The sequence below is a fragment of the Actinoalloteichus hoggarensis genome (assembly GCF_002234535.1).
Lineage (GTDB): Bacteria > Actinomycetota > Actinomycetes > Mycobacteriales > Pseudonocardiaceae > Actinoalloteichus_A > Actinoalloteichus_A hoggarensis.
The window spans coordinates 344,485-362,301 of record NZ_CP022521.1 but is presented as its reverse complement, the minus strand read 5'-3'; the positions used below and the strand labels follow the sequence as shown (position 1 = coordinate 362,301).

15 protein-coding genes are annotated in these 17,817 nt (G+C 71.7%); 4 read left to right on the top strand and 11 right to left on the bottom strand.

The features are described from left to right. Positions 1–83 precede the first annotated feature (83 nt). The 3 genes from AHOG_RS01635 to AHOG_RS01625 all read left to right on the top strand — a co-directional run bounded on the left by AHOG_RS01635 (position 84) and on the right by AHOG_RS01625 (position 1,963). Positions 84–611 (top strand): 2'-5' RNA ligase family protein, encoded by a 528-nt coding sequence (locus AHOG_RS01635; RefSeq protein WP_093939782.1) that lies wholly within the window; start codon positions 84–86, stop codon positions 609–611. 144 nt (positions 612–755) lie between these two features. After that, positions 756–1,067 carry an antibiotic biosynthesis monooxygenase family protein gene (locus AHOG_RS01630; RefSeq protein WP_093939781.1) on the top strand — a complete coding sequence of 104 codons (312 nt, stop codon included), beginning with the start codon at positions 756–758 and terminating at the stop codon, positions 1,065–1,067. Positions 1,068–1,132: 65 nt separating this feature from the next. Further along, on the top strand, positions 1,133–1,963 hold the full coding sequence (locus AHOG_RS01625; RefSeq protein WP_245856816.1) for an SIR2 family NAD-dependent protein deacylase: 831 nt from the start codon (positions 1,133–1,135) through the stop codon (positions 1,961–1,963). Positions 1,964–2,047: 84 nt separating this feature from the next. Here the strand turns inward: AHOG_RS01625 and AHOG_RS01620 are convergent, their stop codons facing one another. Both AHOG_RS01620 and AHOG_RS01615 read right to left on the bottom strand, forming a co-directional pair. Further along, on the bottom strand, positions 2,048–3,070 hold the full coding sequence (locus AHOG_RS01620) for an endonuclease/exonuclease/phosphatase family protein (protein ID WP_157736578.1): 1,023 nt from the start codon (positions 3,068–3,070) through the stop codon (positions 2,048–2,050). 320 nt (positions 3,071–3,390) lie between these two features. Continuing rightward, positions 3,391–5,946, bottom strand: coding sequence for an ATP-dependent Clp protease ATP-binding subunit (locus AHOG_RS01615; protein WP_093939779.1), 2,556 nt, complete (start codon positions 5,944–5,946; stop codon positions 3,391–3,393). Positions 5,947–6,376: 430 nt separating this feature from the next. On the opposite strand from AHOG_RS01615, the gene AHOG_RS01610 reads away from it, so the two are divergent. Next, positions 6,377–7,252 carry a (2Fe-2S)-binding protein gene (locus tag AHOG_RS01610; protein WP_093939778.1) on the top strand — a complete coding sequence of 292 codons (876 nt, stop codon included), beginning with the start codon at positions 6,377–6,379 and terminating at the stop codon, positions 7,250–7,252. 226 nt (positions 7,253–7,478) lie between these two features. On the opposite strand, the gene AHOG_RS01605 is transcribed toward AHOG_RS01610, so the two are convergent. The 9 genes from AHOG_RS01605 to AHOG_RS01560 form a co-directional block, all read right to left on the bottom strand. Beyond that, positions 7,479–7,826, bottom strand: coding sequence for a histone-like nucleoid-structuring protein Lsr2 (locus AHOG_RS01605; protein ID WP_093939777.1), 348 nt, complete (start codon positions 7,824–7,826; stop codon positions 7,479–7,481). A gap of 156 nt (positions 7,827–7,982) precedes the next feature. Further along, positions 7,983–9,437 (bottom strand): lysine--tRNA ligase, encoded by a 1,455-nt coding sequence (lysS, locus tag AHOG_RS01600; protein ID WP_093944058.1) that lies wholly within the window; start codon positions 9,435–9,437, stop codon positions 7,983–7,985. A gap of 180 nt (positions 9,438–9,617) precedes the next feature. Continuing rightward, a complete protein-coding gene (locus AHOG_RS01595; RefSeq protein ID WP_093939776.1) occupies positions 9,618–10,403 on the bottom strand; it encodes a type III pantothenate kinase in 786 nt (261 codons plus the stop codon). A 43-nt stretch (positions 10,404–10,446) separates the two neighbouring features. Continuing rightward, positions 10,447–10,956 (bottom strand): aspartate 1-decarboxylase, encoded by a 510-nt coding sequence (gene panD, locus AHOG_RS01590; RefSeq protein WP_093939775.1) that lies wholly within the window; start codon positions 10,954–10,956, stop codon positions 10,447–10,449. 52 nt (positions 10,957–11,008) lie between these two features. Then, complete coding sequence (gene panC / locus AHOG_RS01585) at positions 11,009–11,944, bottom strand: pantoate--beta-alanine ligase (protein WP_093939774.1); 936 nt, start codon at positions 11,942–11,944, stop codon at positions 11,009–11,011. Next, complete coding sequence (locus tag AHOG_RS01580) at positions 11,941–12,858, bottom strand: Rossmann-like and DUF2520 domain-containing protein (protein WP_093939773.1); 918 nt, start codon at positions 12,856–12,858, stop codon at positions 11,941–11,943. Before AHOG_RS01580 ends, panC begins: the two co-directional genes overlap by 4 nt. Before the next feature lie 154 nt (positions 12,859–13,012). Then, entirely contained in the window at positions 13,013–14,731 is a 1,719-nt protein-coding gene (locus AHOG_RS01575; RefSeq protein ID WP_245856505.1) for a PrsW family intramembrane metalloprotease, read from the bottom strand. Between the two features lie 82 nt (positions 14,732–14,813). Further along, a complete protein-coding gene (locus tag AHOG_RS28185; protein ID WP_157736577.1) occupies positions 14,814–15,263 on the bottom strand; it encodes a hypothetical protein in 450 nt (149 codons plus the stop codon). 1,088 nt (positions 15,264–16,351) lie between these two features. Next, positions 16,352–17,740, bottom strand: a complete 1,389-nt coding sequence (locus AHOG_RS01560; RefSeq protein WP_093939770.1) for a DUF6779 domain-containing protein — start codon at positions 17,738–17,740, stop codon at positions 16,352–16,354. Positions 17,741–17,817 lie beyond the last annotated feature (77 nt).

The following is a 17,817-nucleotide window of genomic DNA, read 5'->3' as shown; positions in this document are numbered from 1 at the left end:
GCTTCGGGCCTCTCCGCGGACCGACCGATGCGAGTCTCTCGGCCGGGCACATCGGGCGGTCTCGGCTGCGGCAGACTGACGCCGTGGCGGTGACGCTGGACTTCTTCTTCGACGCCGACTCCGAGGCGCGCATCCGGGCCCTGTGGCGGCGACTGGCGGCGGCCGACCTGCGCGGCGCCGAGCAGCACGCGACAGGCGTGCGACCCCATGTCCGCTTCGCCTCCGCCGCCGAGGTGCCCGCCGCCGTCCGCCGAGACCTGCGTACCGAGCTGGCGGCCCTGTCGCTGCCCGCCTTCTGGCTGACCACGCTGGGGACCTTCGCCGCGTCCGAGCCGGTGTTGATGCTCGGTGCCGTCGTCGACGCCGAGCTGCTCGCGGTGCACTCCGCGGTGCACGACGTGCTGGCAGGCCGAGTCCGGCAGCCGTCGGCCTACTACCTGCCCGGTGCCTGGGTGCCGCACTGCCCGCTCGCCGAGGGAGTCACCGGGGAGCGGCTGGCCGCCGGATTCGCCGCCCTGCATCCGGTGCGCGCCGTGCACGCCCGCGTCGGCGGCGTCGGCATCACCGACAGTCGGACCGGGCGGACGGAGGACCTCATCGCGGTGCCCTGACGCCGCCGTGTCACCCCGGCGTCGTCGCGGCGCGGACCACGCCGGTCACTTCGGCCGCCCACCCGGGCCCGGTCGGCGCCCCGGTCAGGGCCGCCCGCACGACGCGACGATCCGCCCGCACCGACTGCCGGTAACGTCGGGGACATGGCAGTCGTGAAGATCAACGCTATCGAGGTCCCCGAGGGCAGCGGCCCCGAGCTGGAGAAGCGGTTCGCCGCCCGTGCGGGCGCGGTCGAGAACGCCCCCGGTTTCCTCGGCTTCGAACTGCTCCGGCCGACCGCGGGCGAGAACAGGTACTTCGTCTACACGAAGTGGGAGTCCGAGGAGGCGTTCCAAGCCTGGTCCGGCGGGCCCGCCAAGGAGGCGCACGCGGGCGAGCGAGCCAAGCCGGTCGCCTCCGGTGCCAGCCTGCTCGAGTTCGAGGTCGTCCAACGGGCCGAGCCGACGGCACAGTGAGCAGGAGCGAGCCCGTCGCAGCAGCCGGGCCGGTCGAGACAGCCGAGACGACCGAGACGGTCGGCATCGCCGAGGCCGCAGGGCTCGTCGCCGACGCCCATGCCCTCCTCGTGTGCGCGGGTGCGGGGATGGGCGTCGATTCCGGGCTGCCCGACTTCCGCGGCCCGGAGGGCTTCTGGCGGGCCTATCCGGCGTATCGAGACCTCGGCCTCGACTTCGCCGAGCTGGCCGACCCCGTGCACTTCGAGGCCGATCCGGAACTCGCCTGGGGCTTCTACGGGCATCGGCTGGAGCTGTACCGCCGCACCCGACCGCACGCGGGGTTCGCCGTCCTGCGTCGGTGGGGCTCGGCGCTGCCCGGCGGCCTTCGGGTCTTCACATCGAACGTCGACGGTCAGTTCCAGCGGGCGGGCTTCCCCGCCGAGACGATCGCCGAGTGCCACGGCTCGATCCACCACCTTCAGTGCACCGTGCCCTGCGTCGCACGGTCCTGGTCCGCCGCCGATGTGACCGTGACGGTCGATCCCACGACGATGCGTGCGGTCGGCCCGCTGCCCGTCTGCCCGCACTGCGGTGGCCTGGCACGGCCGAACATCCTGATGTTCGGCGACGCGCGTTGGGTGGGCGACCGCAGTGAGGAGCGGTTGACCGAGGTCAGCCGATGGCGGCGCGGACCGCACACGGCGAAGCTGGTCGTCGTCGAGCTCGGCGCGGGCACCGCGGTGCCGACCGTGCGCAGACAGGCGGAACTGGCCAGCGCCGCCAGCGGGGCGTTGATCCGTGTCAATCCGGTCGCGCCCGAGGTCCGGCACGGGCGCGGGGTGGCCCTGCGGATGGGCGCCGCCGACGCCCTCGCGGCCGTCGACGAGCTGCTGCCCGCCGCGTTCCGAGCCTGACACGAGGGCCGTCGCCCGCGGCTCCTCGTCGCTTCCCGGGTGGATCGTCGACGCCTGTCGGCAGGCCCCTCGCCCACTCCGTGGTCAGGACGGGACGACGAACTCCGCCGACACGGCACGGTGGTCGGTGCCGGGGACGTCGAACACGTCGAAGTCCTCCACCGAGCATCGTCGGTCCACCAGGATGTGGTCGATGGTCAACGGCGGGGCGAACACCGTGTCCGGTGCGGGCCAGGTCGGGCGCAACCCGTCGCCGGTCTGGTCGGCGGCGTCCTGATAGCCATGCGCCAGCAGGCCGCGCAGCGGGCCGTGGTCGAGAGTGGCGTTGAAGTCGCCTGCGAGCACTCGGATCGGTCCGGACGCGCGAGCGGCGGGCAGACCGGCCAGTTCACGCTGCCACGTGTCCGTCGTGCCCGCGCCGATCGGCCAGAGCGGATGCACCACGACGATCTCCAGTTCGGCGCCCTTCGGCAGGCTCACCCTGACGATCGGCTGCCGGTTCGTCGCAGGGGCATTGCCGACCAGCTCCGCCGGATGCCGTGAATAGAGACCGGCGCCCGGTGCCCCGGTCCGCGCGTCCAGCACGTGATGCGGCAGTTCCTCGTCCACGCCCGCCTCGGTGAGCGCGTCCACCGCCGTGGGTGTCAGCTCCTGGAGGCTCAGCACGTCGATCCGCCGCTCCCGGACCAGGTCGACGAGGACGTCGGCGTCGGCGGTGCCGTAGCGCATGTTCAGGCTCAGCACTCGCACCGACTCGCCCTGCACGAAGGCCCTGGCGTCCGGTGTGGCCCTCGGCAGCACCACCGCCGCCATGAGCACGGTCAACAAACCGGCGATCAGCGCCACCGCCCATCGCCGCAGCGAGAGTCCCGCGATGGTCAGGAACGCGCCGAGCGGCACCGAATACGGCGTCAGGGCCGCCGCGACGACCGCGGCGCGAATACCGCCCACCTCGATGAGCCGATTGATCGCGACCAGCACGAACGGCACGGTCAGCGCCACCAGCAGCACGGTGACCGCGGCCCCGCCGGGCCTGTGTCGGCCCGCGTCGACGGGCTCGTCCTCCTCATCGAGGTCGCGGTGATCCGCCTTCGTCGACAGCGCCATACCCTCGATTCTCGACCATCGCGGCGCCGGATTCGCCCGAACCGGGCGATGCCGGATTCGCCCGAACCGGGCGGTGCCGTCGACGATCGGGCTCGGGCCGGGCACCGGGTCGCAGTCGGCGGCTGCTCGGCCGCCGCTCCGCGCGGGCGGCAGCGGCCGTCGACCACCGACGCACCGCACGGCACAGCTCACAGCGGTCACGAAGCCGCGCCCCGACGCATCAAGCCGGGTGAGTACACGGTCGGCTCGGACCCGATCCCGGAAAGGCGACGGGGCCGATGCCTGCTCGGCATCGGCCCCGTCGCACGGGTGTCATCGAATCACTCGGACTCGCCCTCCGCGGGGGTGTCCTGCCCCACTCCGCTGGAGCTGGACAGCTCCACCGGCGGGACGTCCGGCACCTTCGACGGCTTCGGCTCGCCCCGGAAGACGAAGCGCGCCTTGTCGTCGCTCTTGCCCTCCTCGTAGCCCTCGACGTCGCCGATGATGATCTGTCCGGCCTCCAGCTCGCCGAACAGGATCTTCTCGGACAGCTGGTCCTCGATCTCCCGCTGGATCGTCCGACGCAGCGGCCGGGCGCCGAGCACCGGGTCGAAACCGCGCTTGGCGAGCAGCTTCTTCGCGTTCGCGGTCAGTTCGAGGCTCATGTCCTTGTTCTTGAGCTGAACCTCGACCCTGGCGATCATCAGGTCGACCATCCGGATGATCTCGTCCTCGGTGAGCTGGTGGAAGACGATGATGTCGTCGATCCGGTTGAGGAACTCCGGACGGAAGTGCTTCTTGAGCTCGTCGTTGACCTTCTGCTTCATCCGGTCGTAGTTCGAGTTCTCGGTGCCGCCGCCCGCGAAGCCGAGGCCGACCGCCTTGGAGATGTCCTGCGTCCCCAGGTTCGAGGTGAAGATGATCACCGTGTTCTTGAAGTCGACCGTGCGGCCCTGACCGTCGGTGAGCCTGCCGTCCTCCAAGACCTGGAGCAGCGTGTTGTACACCTCCTGGTGGGCCTTCTCGATCTCGTCGAAGAGCACCACCGAGAACGGCTTCCGGCGCACCTTCTCGGTGAGCTGGCCGCCTTCCTCGTATCCGACGTAGCCGGGGGGCGCGCCGAACAGCCGCGAGGCGGTGTAGCGGTCGTGGAACTCGCCCATGTCGATCTGGATGAGCGCGTCGTCCTCGCCGAACAGGAAGTTCGCCAGAGCCTTGGACAGCTCGGTCTTACCCACACCCGACGGTCCCGCGAAGATGAAGGAGCCGGAGGGGCGCTTCGGATCCTTCAGGCCCGCGCGCGTACGGCGGATCGCCTGGGAGACGGCCTTGACGGCGTCCTCCTGGCCGATGATCCGCTTGTGCAGCTCCTCCTCCATCCGCAGCAGCCGAGTCGTCTCCTCCTCGGTGAGCTTGAAGACGGGGATGCCGGTCCAGTTCGCCAGGACCTCGGCGATCTGCTCGTCGTCCACCTCCGCGACGACGTCCAGGTCACCGGACTTCCACTGCTTCTCGCGCTCGGCCTTCTGGCCGAGGAGCTGCTTCTCCTCGTCCCGCAGGCGCGCGGCCCGCTCGAAGTCCTGCGCGTCGATCGCGGACTCCTTGTCCCGACGCACGTCGGCGATCTTCTCGTCGAACTCGCGCAGGTCCGGCGGCGCCGTCATCCGGCGGATGCGCATCCGCGCACCGGCCTCGTCGATGAGGTCGATCGCCTTGTCCGGCAGGAAGCGGTCGTTGATGTACCGGTCCGCCAGCGTGGCGGCGGCCACCAGCGCCGAGTCCGTGATGGAGACGCGGTGGTGCGCCTCGTAGCGGTCGCGCAGACCCTTGAGGATCTCGATGGTCTGCTCCATGGTGGGCTCGCCCACCTGGATCGGCTGGAAGCGACGCTCCAGGGCCGGGTCCTTCTCGACGTGCTTGCGGTACTCGTCGAGCGTGGTGGCGCCGATCGTCTGCAGCTCGCCCCTGGCCAGCATCGGCTTCAGGATGCTCGCGGCGTCGATCGCGCCCTCGGCGGCACCCGCACCCACCAGGGTGTGGATCTCATCGATGAACAGGATGATGTCGCCGCGCGTGCGGATCTCCTTGAGCACCTTCTTGAGGCGCTCCTCGAAGTCGCCTCGGTACCGGGAGCCGGCGACCAGCGACCCGAGGTCCAGCGTGTAGAGCTGCTTGTCCTTGAGCGTCTCGGGCACCTCGCCCTTGACGATGTTCTGTGCCAGGCCCTCGACGACGGCCGTCTTGCCCACGCCGGGCTCGCCGATGAGGACGGGGTTGTTCTTGGTGCGGCGGGACAGCACCTGCATGACCCGCTCGATCTCCTTCTCCCGGCCGATGACCGGGTCGAGCTTGCCCTCCCGAGCGCTGGAGGTCAGGTTGCGACCGAACTGGTCGAGCACCAGCGAGGACGACGGAGTCCCCTCGCCGCGACCGCCGGTCTCGGCGGGCTCCTTGCCCTGGTAGCCCGACAGCAGCTGCAGGACCTGCTGACGCACCCGGTTCAGGTCCGCACCCAGCTTGACCAGCACCTGCGCGGCGACGCCCTCGCCCTCGCGGATGAGACCAAGCAGGATGTGCTCGGTGCCGATGTAGTTGTGGCCGAGTTGCAGAGCCTCCCGAAGCGACAGCTCCAGCACCTTCTTCGCCCGAGGCGTGAAGGGGATGTGGCCGCTCGGGGCCTGCTGCCCCTGACCGATGATCTCCTCAACCTGCTGACGGACGCCCTCCAGGGCGATCCCCAGCGACTCCAGCGCCTTGGCGGCGACACCCTCACCCTCATGGATCAGGCCCAGGAGGATGTGCTCGGTGCCGATGTAGTTGTGGTTGAGCATCCTGGCCTCTTCTTGGGCCAGGACGACCACCCGCCTCGCGCGGTCGGTGAACCTCTCGAACATTCGCACTCCTCGACAGCGGCGGCAGCGGCTCTCGCCCGGCCACGCACCAGTGAATCAGTCTCTGGCGCTCTGTGACGGGGTCGGCACCCTAACAACCACTGTAGTCGGCATTACCGTGACATCGAGTCCGTGTCGGCTTCTCATGGGCCGTTCTGTAGCACTCGCCCCCCGCACAACGCAGGGTGACCCGGCCCCATTCCTGGTCAGGCCCCCGCAGGGGCGATGTCCGCTGAGAGCGAACACGCTTCGTGTCGGGGCTGCGGGTCCCCGTCGGTCGTCTCCCGTCCCGGAGCCCGCGGCGCGCCACCAGATAAGCTTAGGCAAGCCTGACATGACCCGCCGACGACGCGGAGCCCCACGCCGTCGTCCCGTGACGAAGGTGAGACATCGTGCCGATCAGCGCCGCAGACACAGGCCCGGGAACAGACCGATGACGACAGCCTTCCGCAGGTCGGCACCGCGCGGCCCCGCGGGGGACGACGGCGCGCCATCGCCGTTGGCCGAGTCGATCGCGCGGCTCGACCTGCCGCCATGGCTGGAGGCCCGCCACGGCGACGCCTCGATCGGGACGGACTGGTCCCGCTGCTCCTCGCTGCTCGACGATCCCACAGCGTTCACTCGATGGCGTGATGTTCTGGGCGGCTGGCTCATCGAGAACTACGGCGCCGCCCCCGAGCGGACCACCGCCGGCTACGTCATGTCCTGGTATCTCAGCGTCCCCGGCTACCTCGGCGCGCTGCTGTTCCACACGGCGCGTCGCGTGCCGTCGCTACGCCCCGAGCACACCGCGTTCCGGATGGCCGCGGGCCGCCCGCACCTCGACGGCATCGCGCTGACCGGCCGGGACTTCGCCTGTCTCCCCGACGACCCGGACTCCGACCATCCGGCGGCCACCGTCGTGGGCGACGAGCAGGCCCTGGCCACGCTGCTGCGCGCCAGGTTCGCCGGGCACGCCGCGCGCTTCGTGGCGGCCTACGCTCCCGGCACCCGCCTGGGCAGACGAATGCTCTGGGCCGCCGCGACCGACGTGCTCGACACCACACTGTGGCTGAGCGGACAGATGTGCGGCGACGAGGACGGCGGCGTCGCCGACGCCGCCCTCGTCTTCGGCACCGAGGCCGAGCCCTTCACCGCGCTCTCGACGATGTACCGCGTCCCCGGACCCGACGGCGGGGACCGCTGGACCCGGCGTCGCGAGAGCTGCTGCTTCCACTACGCCCTGCCCGGTTCGCCACAGGCCTGCACCACGTGCCCGCGCGTCGGCACCGAGGAGCGCGCCCGGCGGGTGCGCGAGACGGGCGGCTGACCGGCGGAGTCCGGCGATCTCACGGGACTCCGCCGACGTGCCCGCCCCGTGTGCCTCGACGTCGGCGACGCGGCGCTTCGACGGCGAACAGGCAGGCCGCCGCACGGGGCTGCCCATGGTCCCCGTCCGACGCCCGCCCGCGACCCCTGCGGCACGTCACCGCCGATCGCCCGTCACCGCGATGAGCGTCGAGCCCCGAACCGCGGTGTCCGAACGGCCGGGTCCGTCAGTTCGCCTCGTGGTAGGCGTCGATGACCTCGGCCGGGATGCGACCCCGGTCCGACACCTTCATGCCGCGCTTGCGCGCCCACTCGCGGATCGCCTGGTTCTGCTCGCGGTCGCTCGCCGCGGTGCCGACGCCGTCCGGGCGGGCACCGGGCCGCACGTTGCGCTTGCGCCCGCCGGAACGGCGCGCATGTCCGACGAAACCGGCGAGGGCGTCGCGCAGCGCCCCGGCATTCGCCGCAGATAGATCGATCTGGTAAGCGGCTCCATCGAAAGTGAACTCGACCGTCTCGTCTGCCTTGGAACCGTCCAAGTCATCGACCAGTGTGACCGTGACCTTCTGTGCCATGACCCATGCCCTTCCACTGAAAAGATCTGCCGAGGCTGCCCACGCGCCTCATTTCGGCCGATATTACCGCAGAAATGGTTCTGGTCACCCTTGATTCCAAGAACGCTATGCAGTCGACCCGCCGATCGGCGCCCACAGGCGCCGATCGGCGGCAGCTCATTCCGGACGGACCAGCGGAAACAGGATCGTCTCCCGGATTCCGGCGCCGGTCAACGCCATCAACAAACGGTCGACGCCCATTCCGACGCCGCCGGTCGGGGGCATTCCGTACTCCAGCGCCCGCAGGAAGTCCTCATCCAGCCGCATGGCCTCGACATCGCCGCCCGCTGCGAGCAGGGCCTGCGCCTCCAGTCGTTCCCGCTCGACGACCGGGTCGACGAGTTCCGAGTAGCCGGTGGCGAGCTCGAAGCCCCGGATATACAGATCCCACTTCTCGGCGACGCCGGGATCGGTGCGGTGCTGCCGAGTCAAGGGGGACGTCTCGATGGGGAAATCCTTCACGAAGGTGGGTTCGTGAAGGTGATCGCCGATCAGGTGCTCCCACAGCTCCTCGACCAGCTTGCCGTGTCCGTACCCCGGATGGACTTCCAGATCCCGCTCGGCCGCCCGCTCGCGCAACCGTGCCACCGACGTGTCCGGAGTCACCTCTTCCCCGAGAGCCTCGGAGAGCGACCCGTACATGCTGAGCCAGGTCCATTCTCCGGACAGGTCGTACTCGCTGCCGTCGGTCAACGTGACGACCTCGCCACCACAGGCCGCCCGAGCCGCATCCTGGATGAGTTCCCTGGTCAGCCTCGCCATGTCGTGGTAGTCGCTATACGCCTGGTAGAACTCGGTCATGGCGAATTCAGGAGAGTGAGACGAGTCACTGCCCTCGTTCCGGAAGTTCCTATTGATCTCGAAGACCCGCTCGATTCCGCCCACCACGCAGCGCTTGAGATACAGCTCCGGCGCGATTCGCAGGTAGAGGTCGATGTCGAAGGCATTCGAGTGTGTCTGGAAGGGACGAGCCGCCGCACCGCCGTAGAGGGTCTGCAACATCGGCGTCTCGACCTCGGTGTAACCGTGCCGATGGAACGACTCCCGCAGCGAGCGCACGACGGCGGCCCGGATCTCGACGATGCGCCGAGCCTGCGGCCGGACGATCAGGTCGACGTAACGCTGTCGGACCCGGGTCTCCTCGCCGAGATCCTTGTGCACGACCGGCAGCGGTCGCAGTGCCTTCGCGCCGAGTCGCCATTCATCGGCCATCACCGACAGCTCGCCACGCCGAGACGTGATGACCTCGCCGTGCACGAAGACATGGTCGCCCAGATCGACATCCGCCTTCCATGCCGCCAATGCCTCCGCGCCGACCTGCCCGAGACTCAGCATCGCCTGGAGTTCGGTGCCGTCGCCGGAACGCAAGGTCGCGAAACACAGCTTTCCGGTGTTCCGCAGGAACATCACCCGGCCCGCGATGCCGACGATCTCGCCGGTGGCGGTGTCCGGCTCCAGTCCGGCGTGCCGCGTCCGGATGTCCGCGATGGCGTGTGTGACCGGAAGCACCACCGGATACGGTTCCGTGCCGGATTCGAGCAACCGCGACCGCTTCTCCCGACGGATACGCATCTGCTCGGGAAGGGTGTCCTCGCTGGTCGTGGCGTCGTTCTCCGGAATCGCGTTCACGGAGACACAGCGTAGGCGTCCGGCAGGCACGTCGAATCGACGGGTTGGGCGTCCTGCGGGGCCACGCCCCCGTCGAGCGGCCCCCGTCCAGGCGGCCCTCGACGGTGCGCGGACCGGAAGGGCTCAGGCCACGTTGCGCTCATAGACCAGCCGCAGCCCGGTCAACGTCAGGTCGGGCACGTGCTCGGCGATCGTCTCCGACTCGCCCAAGACCAGCGGCGCGAGGCCGCCGGTGGCGAGCACGGTGATCGGCCCGCGCTCCGTCGCGGCCAGCTCCGCTTTGATCCGTCGCACCAGTCCGTCCACCTGGCCCGCGAAGCCGTAGAGGATGCCTGCCTGCAGGCACTCCACGGTGTTCTTGCCGATCACGTTGCGCGGCCGCATCAGCTCGACCTTGCGCAGCTGGGCCGCCCGTGACGCGAGCGCGTCCACCGAGATCTCGATGCCGGGCGCGAACACGCCGCCGAGGAACTCGCCCTTGGCGGAGATCACGTCGATGTTCGTGGAGGTCCCGAAGTCGACGACCACGCACGCCGTGCCGAACAGATGATGGGCCGCCAGCGTGTTGACGACCCGGTCGCCGCCGACCTCCTTGGGGTTGTCCACCAGCAGCGGGACCCCGGTGCGCACTCCCGGCTGCACGATCAACGTCGGCACGTCGGCGTAATAGCGACCGAGCATCACCCGCAGCTCGCGCAACACCGCCGGGACCGTCGACAACGCCGAGATCCCCGTGATCCGGTCGGCGTGCTCGCCGAGCAGCCCGCGCATGGTCAGGGCGAGCTCGTCGGCGGTGGCCCTGGCGTCGGTGCGCATCCGCCAGTCCCGGACGAGTCGAGCGTCCTCTCCCTCACCCGCGTACAGGCCGAGGACGATGTTGGTGTTCCCGACGTCGATGGCGAGCAGCACCGGACGTCCTTCCCTTCGTATGGGTACCGGCCGCGCGGCCGGTTCAGCGTTCGGACTGCAGCAGCGCGTCCAGTCGGGCCGCGTCGTCGGTCTCCGCCTGGGTCGCGCGGTCCTCAACGGCCTGGTCGGCGCCCGAAGGGCGTGCGACGGCCGAGCCCGAGGTCAGTCCGGAACCCGCCGGAGCCGCCCCCGGATCGGCGTCGCGGCTGATCACACGGTTGTCCGAGTCGACGAAGATCACCGACGGCCGATGCTCGCGGATCTCCGCCGCGTCCATCAGCCCGTAGGCGATGAGGATCACCAGATCGCCGGGATGGACCAGATGCGCCGCCGCGCCGTTGATCCCTAACACCCCGCTCCCCCGCTCGCCGGGGATGACGTAGGTCTCCAGCCGCGCGCCGTTGGTGACGTCGACGATGGCGACCTGCTCGCCCGCCAACAGATCGGCGGCGTCCATCAGATCCTCGTCGACGGTGACCGAGCCGACGTAGTGCAGGTCCGCCTGTGTGACGGTGGCGCGGTGGATCTTCGACTTGAGCATCGTCCGCAACATCTGCTCTCCCCTCTGCGGCGCGCCCGCGAGGGGCGCGGTGACCGGTGGACTCTCACGCGCCCGCCGGGGCGGATGCCGCCTCGTCCGGGGCCGGGCCTGCCGCCGTGTCGGGCTCCCCGAGGCGGACGGCCGTGTTGTCGATCAGTCGGACGCCGCCGAGCCGCGCCGCGACCAGCAGTCGCGCGTCGCCCTGTTCGGGAGCGGCATTCAGTTCAACGTCACGCAGCTCCAGGTAGTCCAGGTCGAGAGCAGGCTCACTGGCGAGCACGGCCCGGGCGGCGGCCAGCACCGCGTCGGCGCCCCCGGCCCCGGCGTGCGCCCCGGCCGCGAGCGCGGCGGACAGGGCTACGGCGGCGGCGCGCTGGTCGTCGTCCAGGTAGACGTTGCGCGAGGACAAGGCCAGGCCGTCATGCTCGCGGATGGTGGGGATGCCCACGATCGAGGCGTCGAAGTTCAGCTCCCGTGCCATCCGCCTCAGCAGCACGAGCTGCTGGTAATCCTTCTCGCCGAAGACCGCGTAGTCGGGCCGGACGATGTTGAGCAGTTTCGCGACCACGGTCAGCACCCCGTCGAAGTGGCCGGGTCTGCTGGCGCCCTCCAGCTCGGCACCCGACGGGCCCGCTGTCACCGCCACCGAGGCGCCCGCCGCGTACATCTGCTCGACGCCGGGGGCGAACACGAGCGCGGCCTGTTCCTCTCGGCAGACGGCGACGTCGACGTCCAGGTCCCTCGGATACCGGGTGAAGTCCTCGCCCGCGCCGAACTGGCGAGGGTTGACGAAGATCGAGACGACCACCACGGTGTTCGGAATCCGACGAGCGCGTCGGATCAGCTCGCGGTGTCCGCGGTGCAGGGCACCCATCGTCGGCACGAGGACGATCTTGCGGCCGGTGGCGCGCAGCGCCCGCGTCACCCTGGCGAGTCGGCCGGGGTCGTCGTGCACCGTGGTGCCGCCGGGCACGAAGAGAGCGGTCTCGGCGTCGGTCATCGGTTCTCCTCGTCGAGCAGGTCGTCGACCTCGGCGGCGGCGGACTCGGGGAGCACCCCGGCCGCGCGGGCCCGGTCGGCCGTGCGGGCCGCGAGCACGCGGTAGCTCGGCAGCACCTCGGGGGCACTCGCGCCGAGGACGTCGAGGTGGGCACGCAGCGTGCTCAGGTCGCCCCTGGCCACCGGACCGGTGAGTGCCCGGTCGCCGTGTCGCAGCGCGTTGTCCAACGCCGCCCCGCACAGCGGGCCCAGCAGCCGTTCCGGCTCGGCGATACCGGCGGCCGAGAGCAGGCTGACGCATTCGGTGATCAGGGTGGCCAGGTGATTGGCCCCGTGTGCGAGGGCCGCGTGATACAGCGGGCGGGCGGCCTCCGGGACGAACACCGGGTCCGCGCCGATCTCCACCACCAGCGCCTCGCCGACGCTCCAGCCCGGATCGGCAGGCGAGTCGCGATCGCCCGTCGCGGTGATCCCGATACAGCAGGCGGCCAGGCGGACCAGGTCTTCACCGCGGCCGGTGAAGGTCATCACCGGGTGCAGGGCCAGCGGGAGGGCCCCGATCCGGGCGGCCTCGGCCAGCACCGCCACCCCGTGGGCGCCCGAAGTGTGCGCGACGATCTGGCCCGGCCGCAGCGACCCGGTCGCGATCAGACCGCTGACCAGGCCGGGAAGCACGTCGTCCGGCACCGCCAGCAGCACCAGGTCCGCCATCGCGGCCACCTCGTCGGGAGGCAGCACCGGAACGCCGGGCAGTAGTTCCTCGGCGCGCCGCAGCGAGGCTCGGGAGACGGCCGACGCCGCGACCACGACGTGCCCGGCCCGGGCCAGCGAGGCGCCCAGCACCGCGCCCACCCGGCCCGCGGAGATGACGCCGACGGCGAGCCTGGCAGGACGCACGTGCGTGGTGTCGATCATGTGGGTGGCGACTCCGTTCCGACTGTTCCGGTCCCGCCGTTCGCCCTGCGGGTACCGGACGGCGGCGAGCGTATCGGGCAGCGGGCGCCCGCGCCGTGCTCAGGTGAGCAGGTTCACCGCCTCGCCGCCGCCTAGAGCCTCGCCGTGGATCGGCTCAGGACTCGGCGGGGCGGGGGCTCGGCGGATCGGCCGGGCTCGCCGCCGCCGGTGACCGGAGGACCGGTATGACGACGGTGTCCGCCGAGGCCGCGTCCGTGGTCGTGAGGACGGGCAGGGGTGTGGTGTCCTCGGCGGTGATCGCGGCGGCAGGCGTCCTGGGCAGCGGCGCGGTGGAGCCGGGGCCGCCGCGCTCGCCCGGGAGCGGGCGCCCGCGGCTCGCGGCTCGGACCGGCGTGCCCCCCGGCCTGGTGTCGACGGGAGCCTCCTCGGCCGACGCAGGGTGCGGTGCGCTCCGCCTCGGCTGATCCGCCCTCGGCTGCGTCGGTATGCCGGGTCGCGACGACGGCGGCCCGTCGGTCTCGCCGGCCGACCACCCTGCCTCGGCGACCCGCGTGGGGCGGGGGACCTCGGTCGGTACGGGGGCCGAGGGCGCCCTGGAGTCCTGGCGATCGTCGATCCGGCCTCCCGGTGGGAGAACCCGAGGCTCGACACGACGGCGCGGGCGGGCCGCCCTGCGGATGCCCGTGATGTTCCGGGCGGCGACGTCCCATGCCTCGGGGGACCGACGAACGGTCGCTCGGCAGCGCAGCAGGTGCTCGACGGCGGCCCGAAGCCGGGCCGTCGCCGCCCGCGAGGGCCTGCCCCGGGCCGTCCGGTCTCGGAGGAAGGCCAGTTCGGTGACGGCGGCCTGGTAGTCGGCCACGGCCCTGGCCGCGGACTCACCCCGACGACGCCGGACGGCCCGGCGCCACCCCTTGCGGCCCGTGAGGCTGGCGAGCAGGGCGATCTCGCTCGCCGCGATCCAGCCCTCCGCGGCGAAGCCGGGCAGCTGGGCCACCACGATCCGCTGTTCTCGGCGACGCTGCCACAGCACCAGGGCGACGGTGGTCAGGAAGATCGGCACCATCACCAGGAAGTAGACGTTGATGAAGACCCGGCCACCGCCCAGTACCGCGGCTCCGTTCCAGAGGGCGTGCAGCAGGACTCCGGCCAGATAGCCGAGCACTGGAGCCGTGACTCGCGAGGAGCGACGGGCGGTGCTCGCGGCGATGCCGAGCCCGATGCCGAACATCGCGCCGAACAGCGGATGGGTGAACGGCGAGAGGACGCCGCGGAGGATGAACACCGCGATCACTCCGCTGGTGGCATCGCCGAAGCCGTCCTGTACGTAGGCGAGCCCGAAGTAGGTGATGTTCTCGGTGAAGGCGAAGCCGACTCCGGTCATCCCCGCGTAGACGATGCCGTCCACGATGCCGTCGAACTCCTGTCGTCGGCGGAGGTAGACGCCGAGCACGAACAGCCCCTTGGCCGCCTCCTCGAACAACGGTGCCGAGACGAGGGCGGCGGCGATGTCGCCACCGCCCGCGCCCAGCAGTGCCTCTCCGACGACCTGCGCGGTGTCGTTGATCAGCAGAGCCGCGATGGTCGCGCCGCAGGCTCCCCAGAGGAACGCGGTGAGCAGCAGCCTCGGCGGCTCCGGCTCCCAGCGGTCCACCCAGAGGATGGTCGCGATCACCGGACCGAGCGGCAGCAGGGCGGCGGTCGCGCCGACCAGCATCGCCGTCGCGCCCACGCGCGCGTGCGTCACGCCGAGCAGCACCAGGCCGCACAGCCCCAACACCACCAGGCCGGTCACCGGCCAGACGAGGCCCCGCCGCCTGCCCTCCTGCGAGCGTGTCAGCCCCGGTGACGTGGACGAGGATTCGCAGGTCACAGTTGGTGACTGTAAGAGCGGAACGCCTCACTCGGCCTGTTCGAGAAGCGGGTGACCGCCGGACGAGTGGAGTTCGCCGCGATCAGCGTGCGGACCTCCACGGGCGCCCACGACGCTGGGTGTCGGATGTCGACAGAGCGTGACGCAGCCGCCGTAGCCCGACGGCGGCGAGGAGGGCGGCGACGATCACCGCGAGGAGAACGGCCAGCAGCCACCAGGAGGCCGGATCGATCGTCAGTCCGACGACGGAGCGATACACGAAGTCGGCGGCCAGGAACACCGCGCCGATCACCACCAGCACGCACACGGCCGCCGAGAGGTTCAACCCCCAGTGCCGACCCCGCCAGACGGCGTGCGCCGCCGTCCCGAGCAGCGCGCCGCCCGCCGTGGGGACGACCGCCAGCAGACCGAAGAAGAGCACGCCGGGTGGCGAGACGACGACCTCGTCGAGCCACAGCCATCCCAGGACCAGAGCCGTGGCGGCCAGGACGGCGGCGGCGAGGCAGGCCAGCAGGACGGCGACGACGCGCACCGGTCTCGACAGGTCGGGCGGCGCCGGGTCGAGCGAGCCCCGATCGGGCGATTTCGCGCCGACCTGCTCATCACCCGAGCGGTGATCGCTCCACCGGGTTCCGGCAGCCTCGGCGCCCGCAGGCCGGCGTCGCCGAGTCCCCTGCGGTGGGCGCGGCCGATGCGATCCGCCCGGTCTTCGCTCGTCGAGCTGATCCCACGCGGTCCGATGACGCCCCGTCCTGACCGCCGCCGTGTCCGGCCCGCCTGCCAGGCCCTGTCGGGAGCGCGGCTGGTCAGAATGCGACCGACACCGCAGGCCGTCGAGCCCGACACGAGCCGCCGGAATGCGGTCGGCTCCCCATGCGCCGATCGAGTTGGTGTCGCCGGGCGCCGCGCTGTCCCCGCCTGCCTGCGAGCACCCCGCCGTCCGCGGACGATCGTCACCGCCCGGCCCGCCCGTCGTCGCCGACGGCCCGCCGTACCGTGTCACCGCGTCGTCCGTCCCTGCTCTCGGCGATGAGCCCGCGGGCTCCCACGGTGTCGAGCAGCCGGTGATCGAGCCCGGTTCCGACATCGGTCCTCCCCGTGACGACTCGGGCGAGGTCGCCCGGCACCGGTACGAGACGGACCGCCACGCCGAGCACGGCCCGCCCTCCAGTATCGAGAGGAGCGGGCGCCCGGGCCGCGATCAGCACCGATCGCCGAGCGAAACAGCCCGATCGGCCGTGACCGCCACCGAGGGTGGCCGCGACCGACGAGGTCTCGTCACCGACTTGGCGGTGACGGTCGAGGCAGTCGGCGGCATCGGCTGCTCCGTTCGCGGATCGACGGGATCGAGGGCCTCCCCGAGATCCGTCGGGAACCACGCCGACCAGCTCCCACGGCCTCACCATGCCCAGGACGACGCGGCCGACCGACCCCGGTGTCGATCACCACCACGCCCGCCGGGCAGCGTCGAGGTCGCCGACGAACCGGCCCGGCACCTGCCGTTCTCGCGACCGTGCATCAGCGCACACCGGTCGACCGCAGGTGTCGGTCTCCCGCCGAGGAACCGCCGCATCACCGGCGGTTCGGGCGGCCCAAGCACGGTGCGGCCGGGCCGCGACTCTACTCGGCGCGGCGGCGGTGCCGACGCGGCTGTTCGTCGCCGTAGGCCGCCAGCAGCTCGCTCACCGAGCGCCCGGAGGCGTGTGCGCCCGCGTCGGCATCGTCGTCGGGGGCCGCCCGTCTGCCGCGCGCCGCCCGACGACCCGTGGGGGCCTGCTCCGCCTCGACCTCGGGTTCGGGCTGCCAGCCGGCGACCGCGGTGTGGAGCGCCGCCTCGTCGACCACCTCGGGAGGCGGCATGGGCGGCGACGGCGCGGGTGTCCGCCGGGGCGGCCGGTCGATCTGCCGAGTCGGCTCCTCCCGCGCGGGGCGCTTCGCGGGGCCGCCCGACCGGGGCGGGCGGCCCGGTGGCTCCTGAGACGGCGGCGGCTGCGGCCCCCGCTGCGGCGGAGAGGGCGGCGGCGCATCGCGTCCCGGGGCGGGGGGCCTGCGCCCCGGGACGGGTGGTGGAGCTGCGGGCTTGCGCCCCGCCGCGACCTGCGGTTCCCGGCGCTCCGGCATCGGCGGCGCGACGGTCTCGGCGTCGATCGTCATCCGGTTCGGGCGAGAGCTCGTCTCCTCCGGCACCTCGGGCGGCCGCGACGGGCCCGGCCGCTGCTGCGGCGGAACCTGCGCCCGCTGCGGCGGGCGTCGGGTGCCCTGCCGTCCGGAGTCCTCCCGCCGCGGCCCGCCCGCGCCCGCCCGCCACTGTTCGACGGGATGTGCGCGGTCGGTGCGGCCGGTCCTGCCTCGCGACGCCGCGCCCGCGCCCCGGCCCTCGCCGGACCGCATCTCGGCGACGGAGTTCTCCATGCTGACCAGCGCGTCGATGATCTGCGTCTCCTCCGCGGAGACCACCGAGGAGGAGCCGGCGGCGGTGATGCTGCGGACCTCGTCGTCGTGCGCGGCGATGACCCGCGACTGATCCGACAGCGACCGCAGTCGCGTGGACTCCGCTCGCAGCGCGACGCGCTCGACGAGGACGTCACCGCCGAGCAGGGCCTCCAGGTTCTCCCGCAGAGTCCGCAACTCGGTGCGCAGGGCGTCGAGCTCCTGCCTGGACTCGTCGCGCACCTCGTCCTCGACCTGGCGGCGGGTCTCGGCCTCCACCTCCAGCTCGTACTCCCGGCGCGCCGAGATCTCTCGTTCCAGTTCGAGTTCGTAGATCTGCTGGAGGCGGTCGGCCTCGCCCGTGCGGGCGGCGGCGTCCTTGCGGTAGCGGGCGGCGGCGAAGGCTCCGAGCAGGGCGGTCCACAGGGCGGCCAGCAGGCCGAGCCGCAGCAGACGCTCGTCGTCGCCGAGGATCAGGACGACCGTGGCGATCAGCGCGAGGCCGGCCCCCAACGCCCAGATCATGGTTCCTCGGCCGATGCGACGGCGCTCGCCATCCGTACCCGACAAGCCGACCATGGCCCATACGGTACCCGTCGGTTATCGGAGTGAGACCTCCTCGCCGGCGCTTCCGACCAGCACCCCGCCCTACCAGC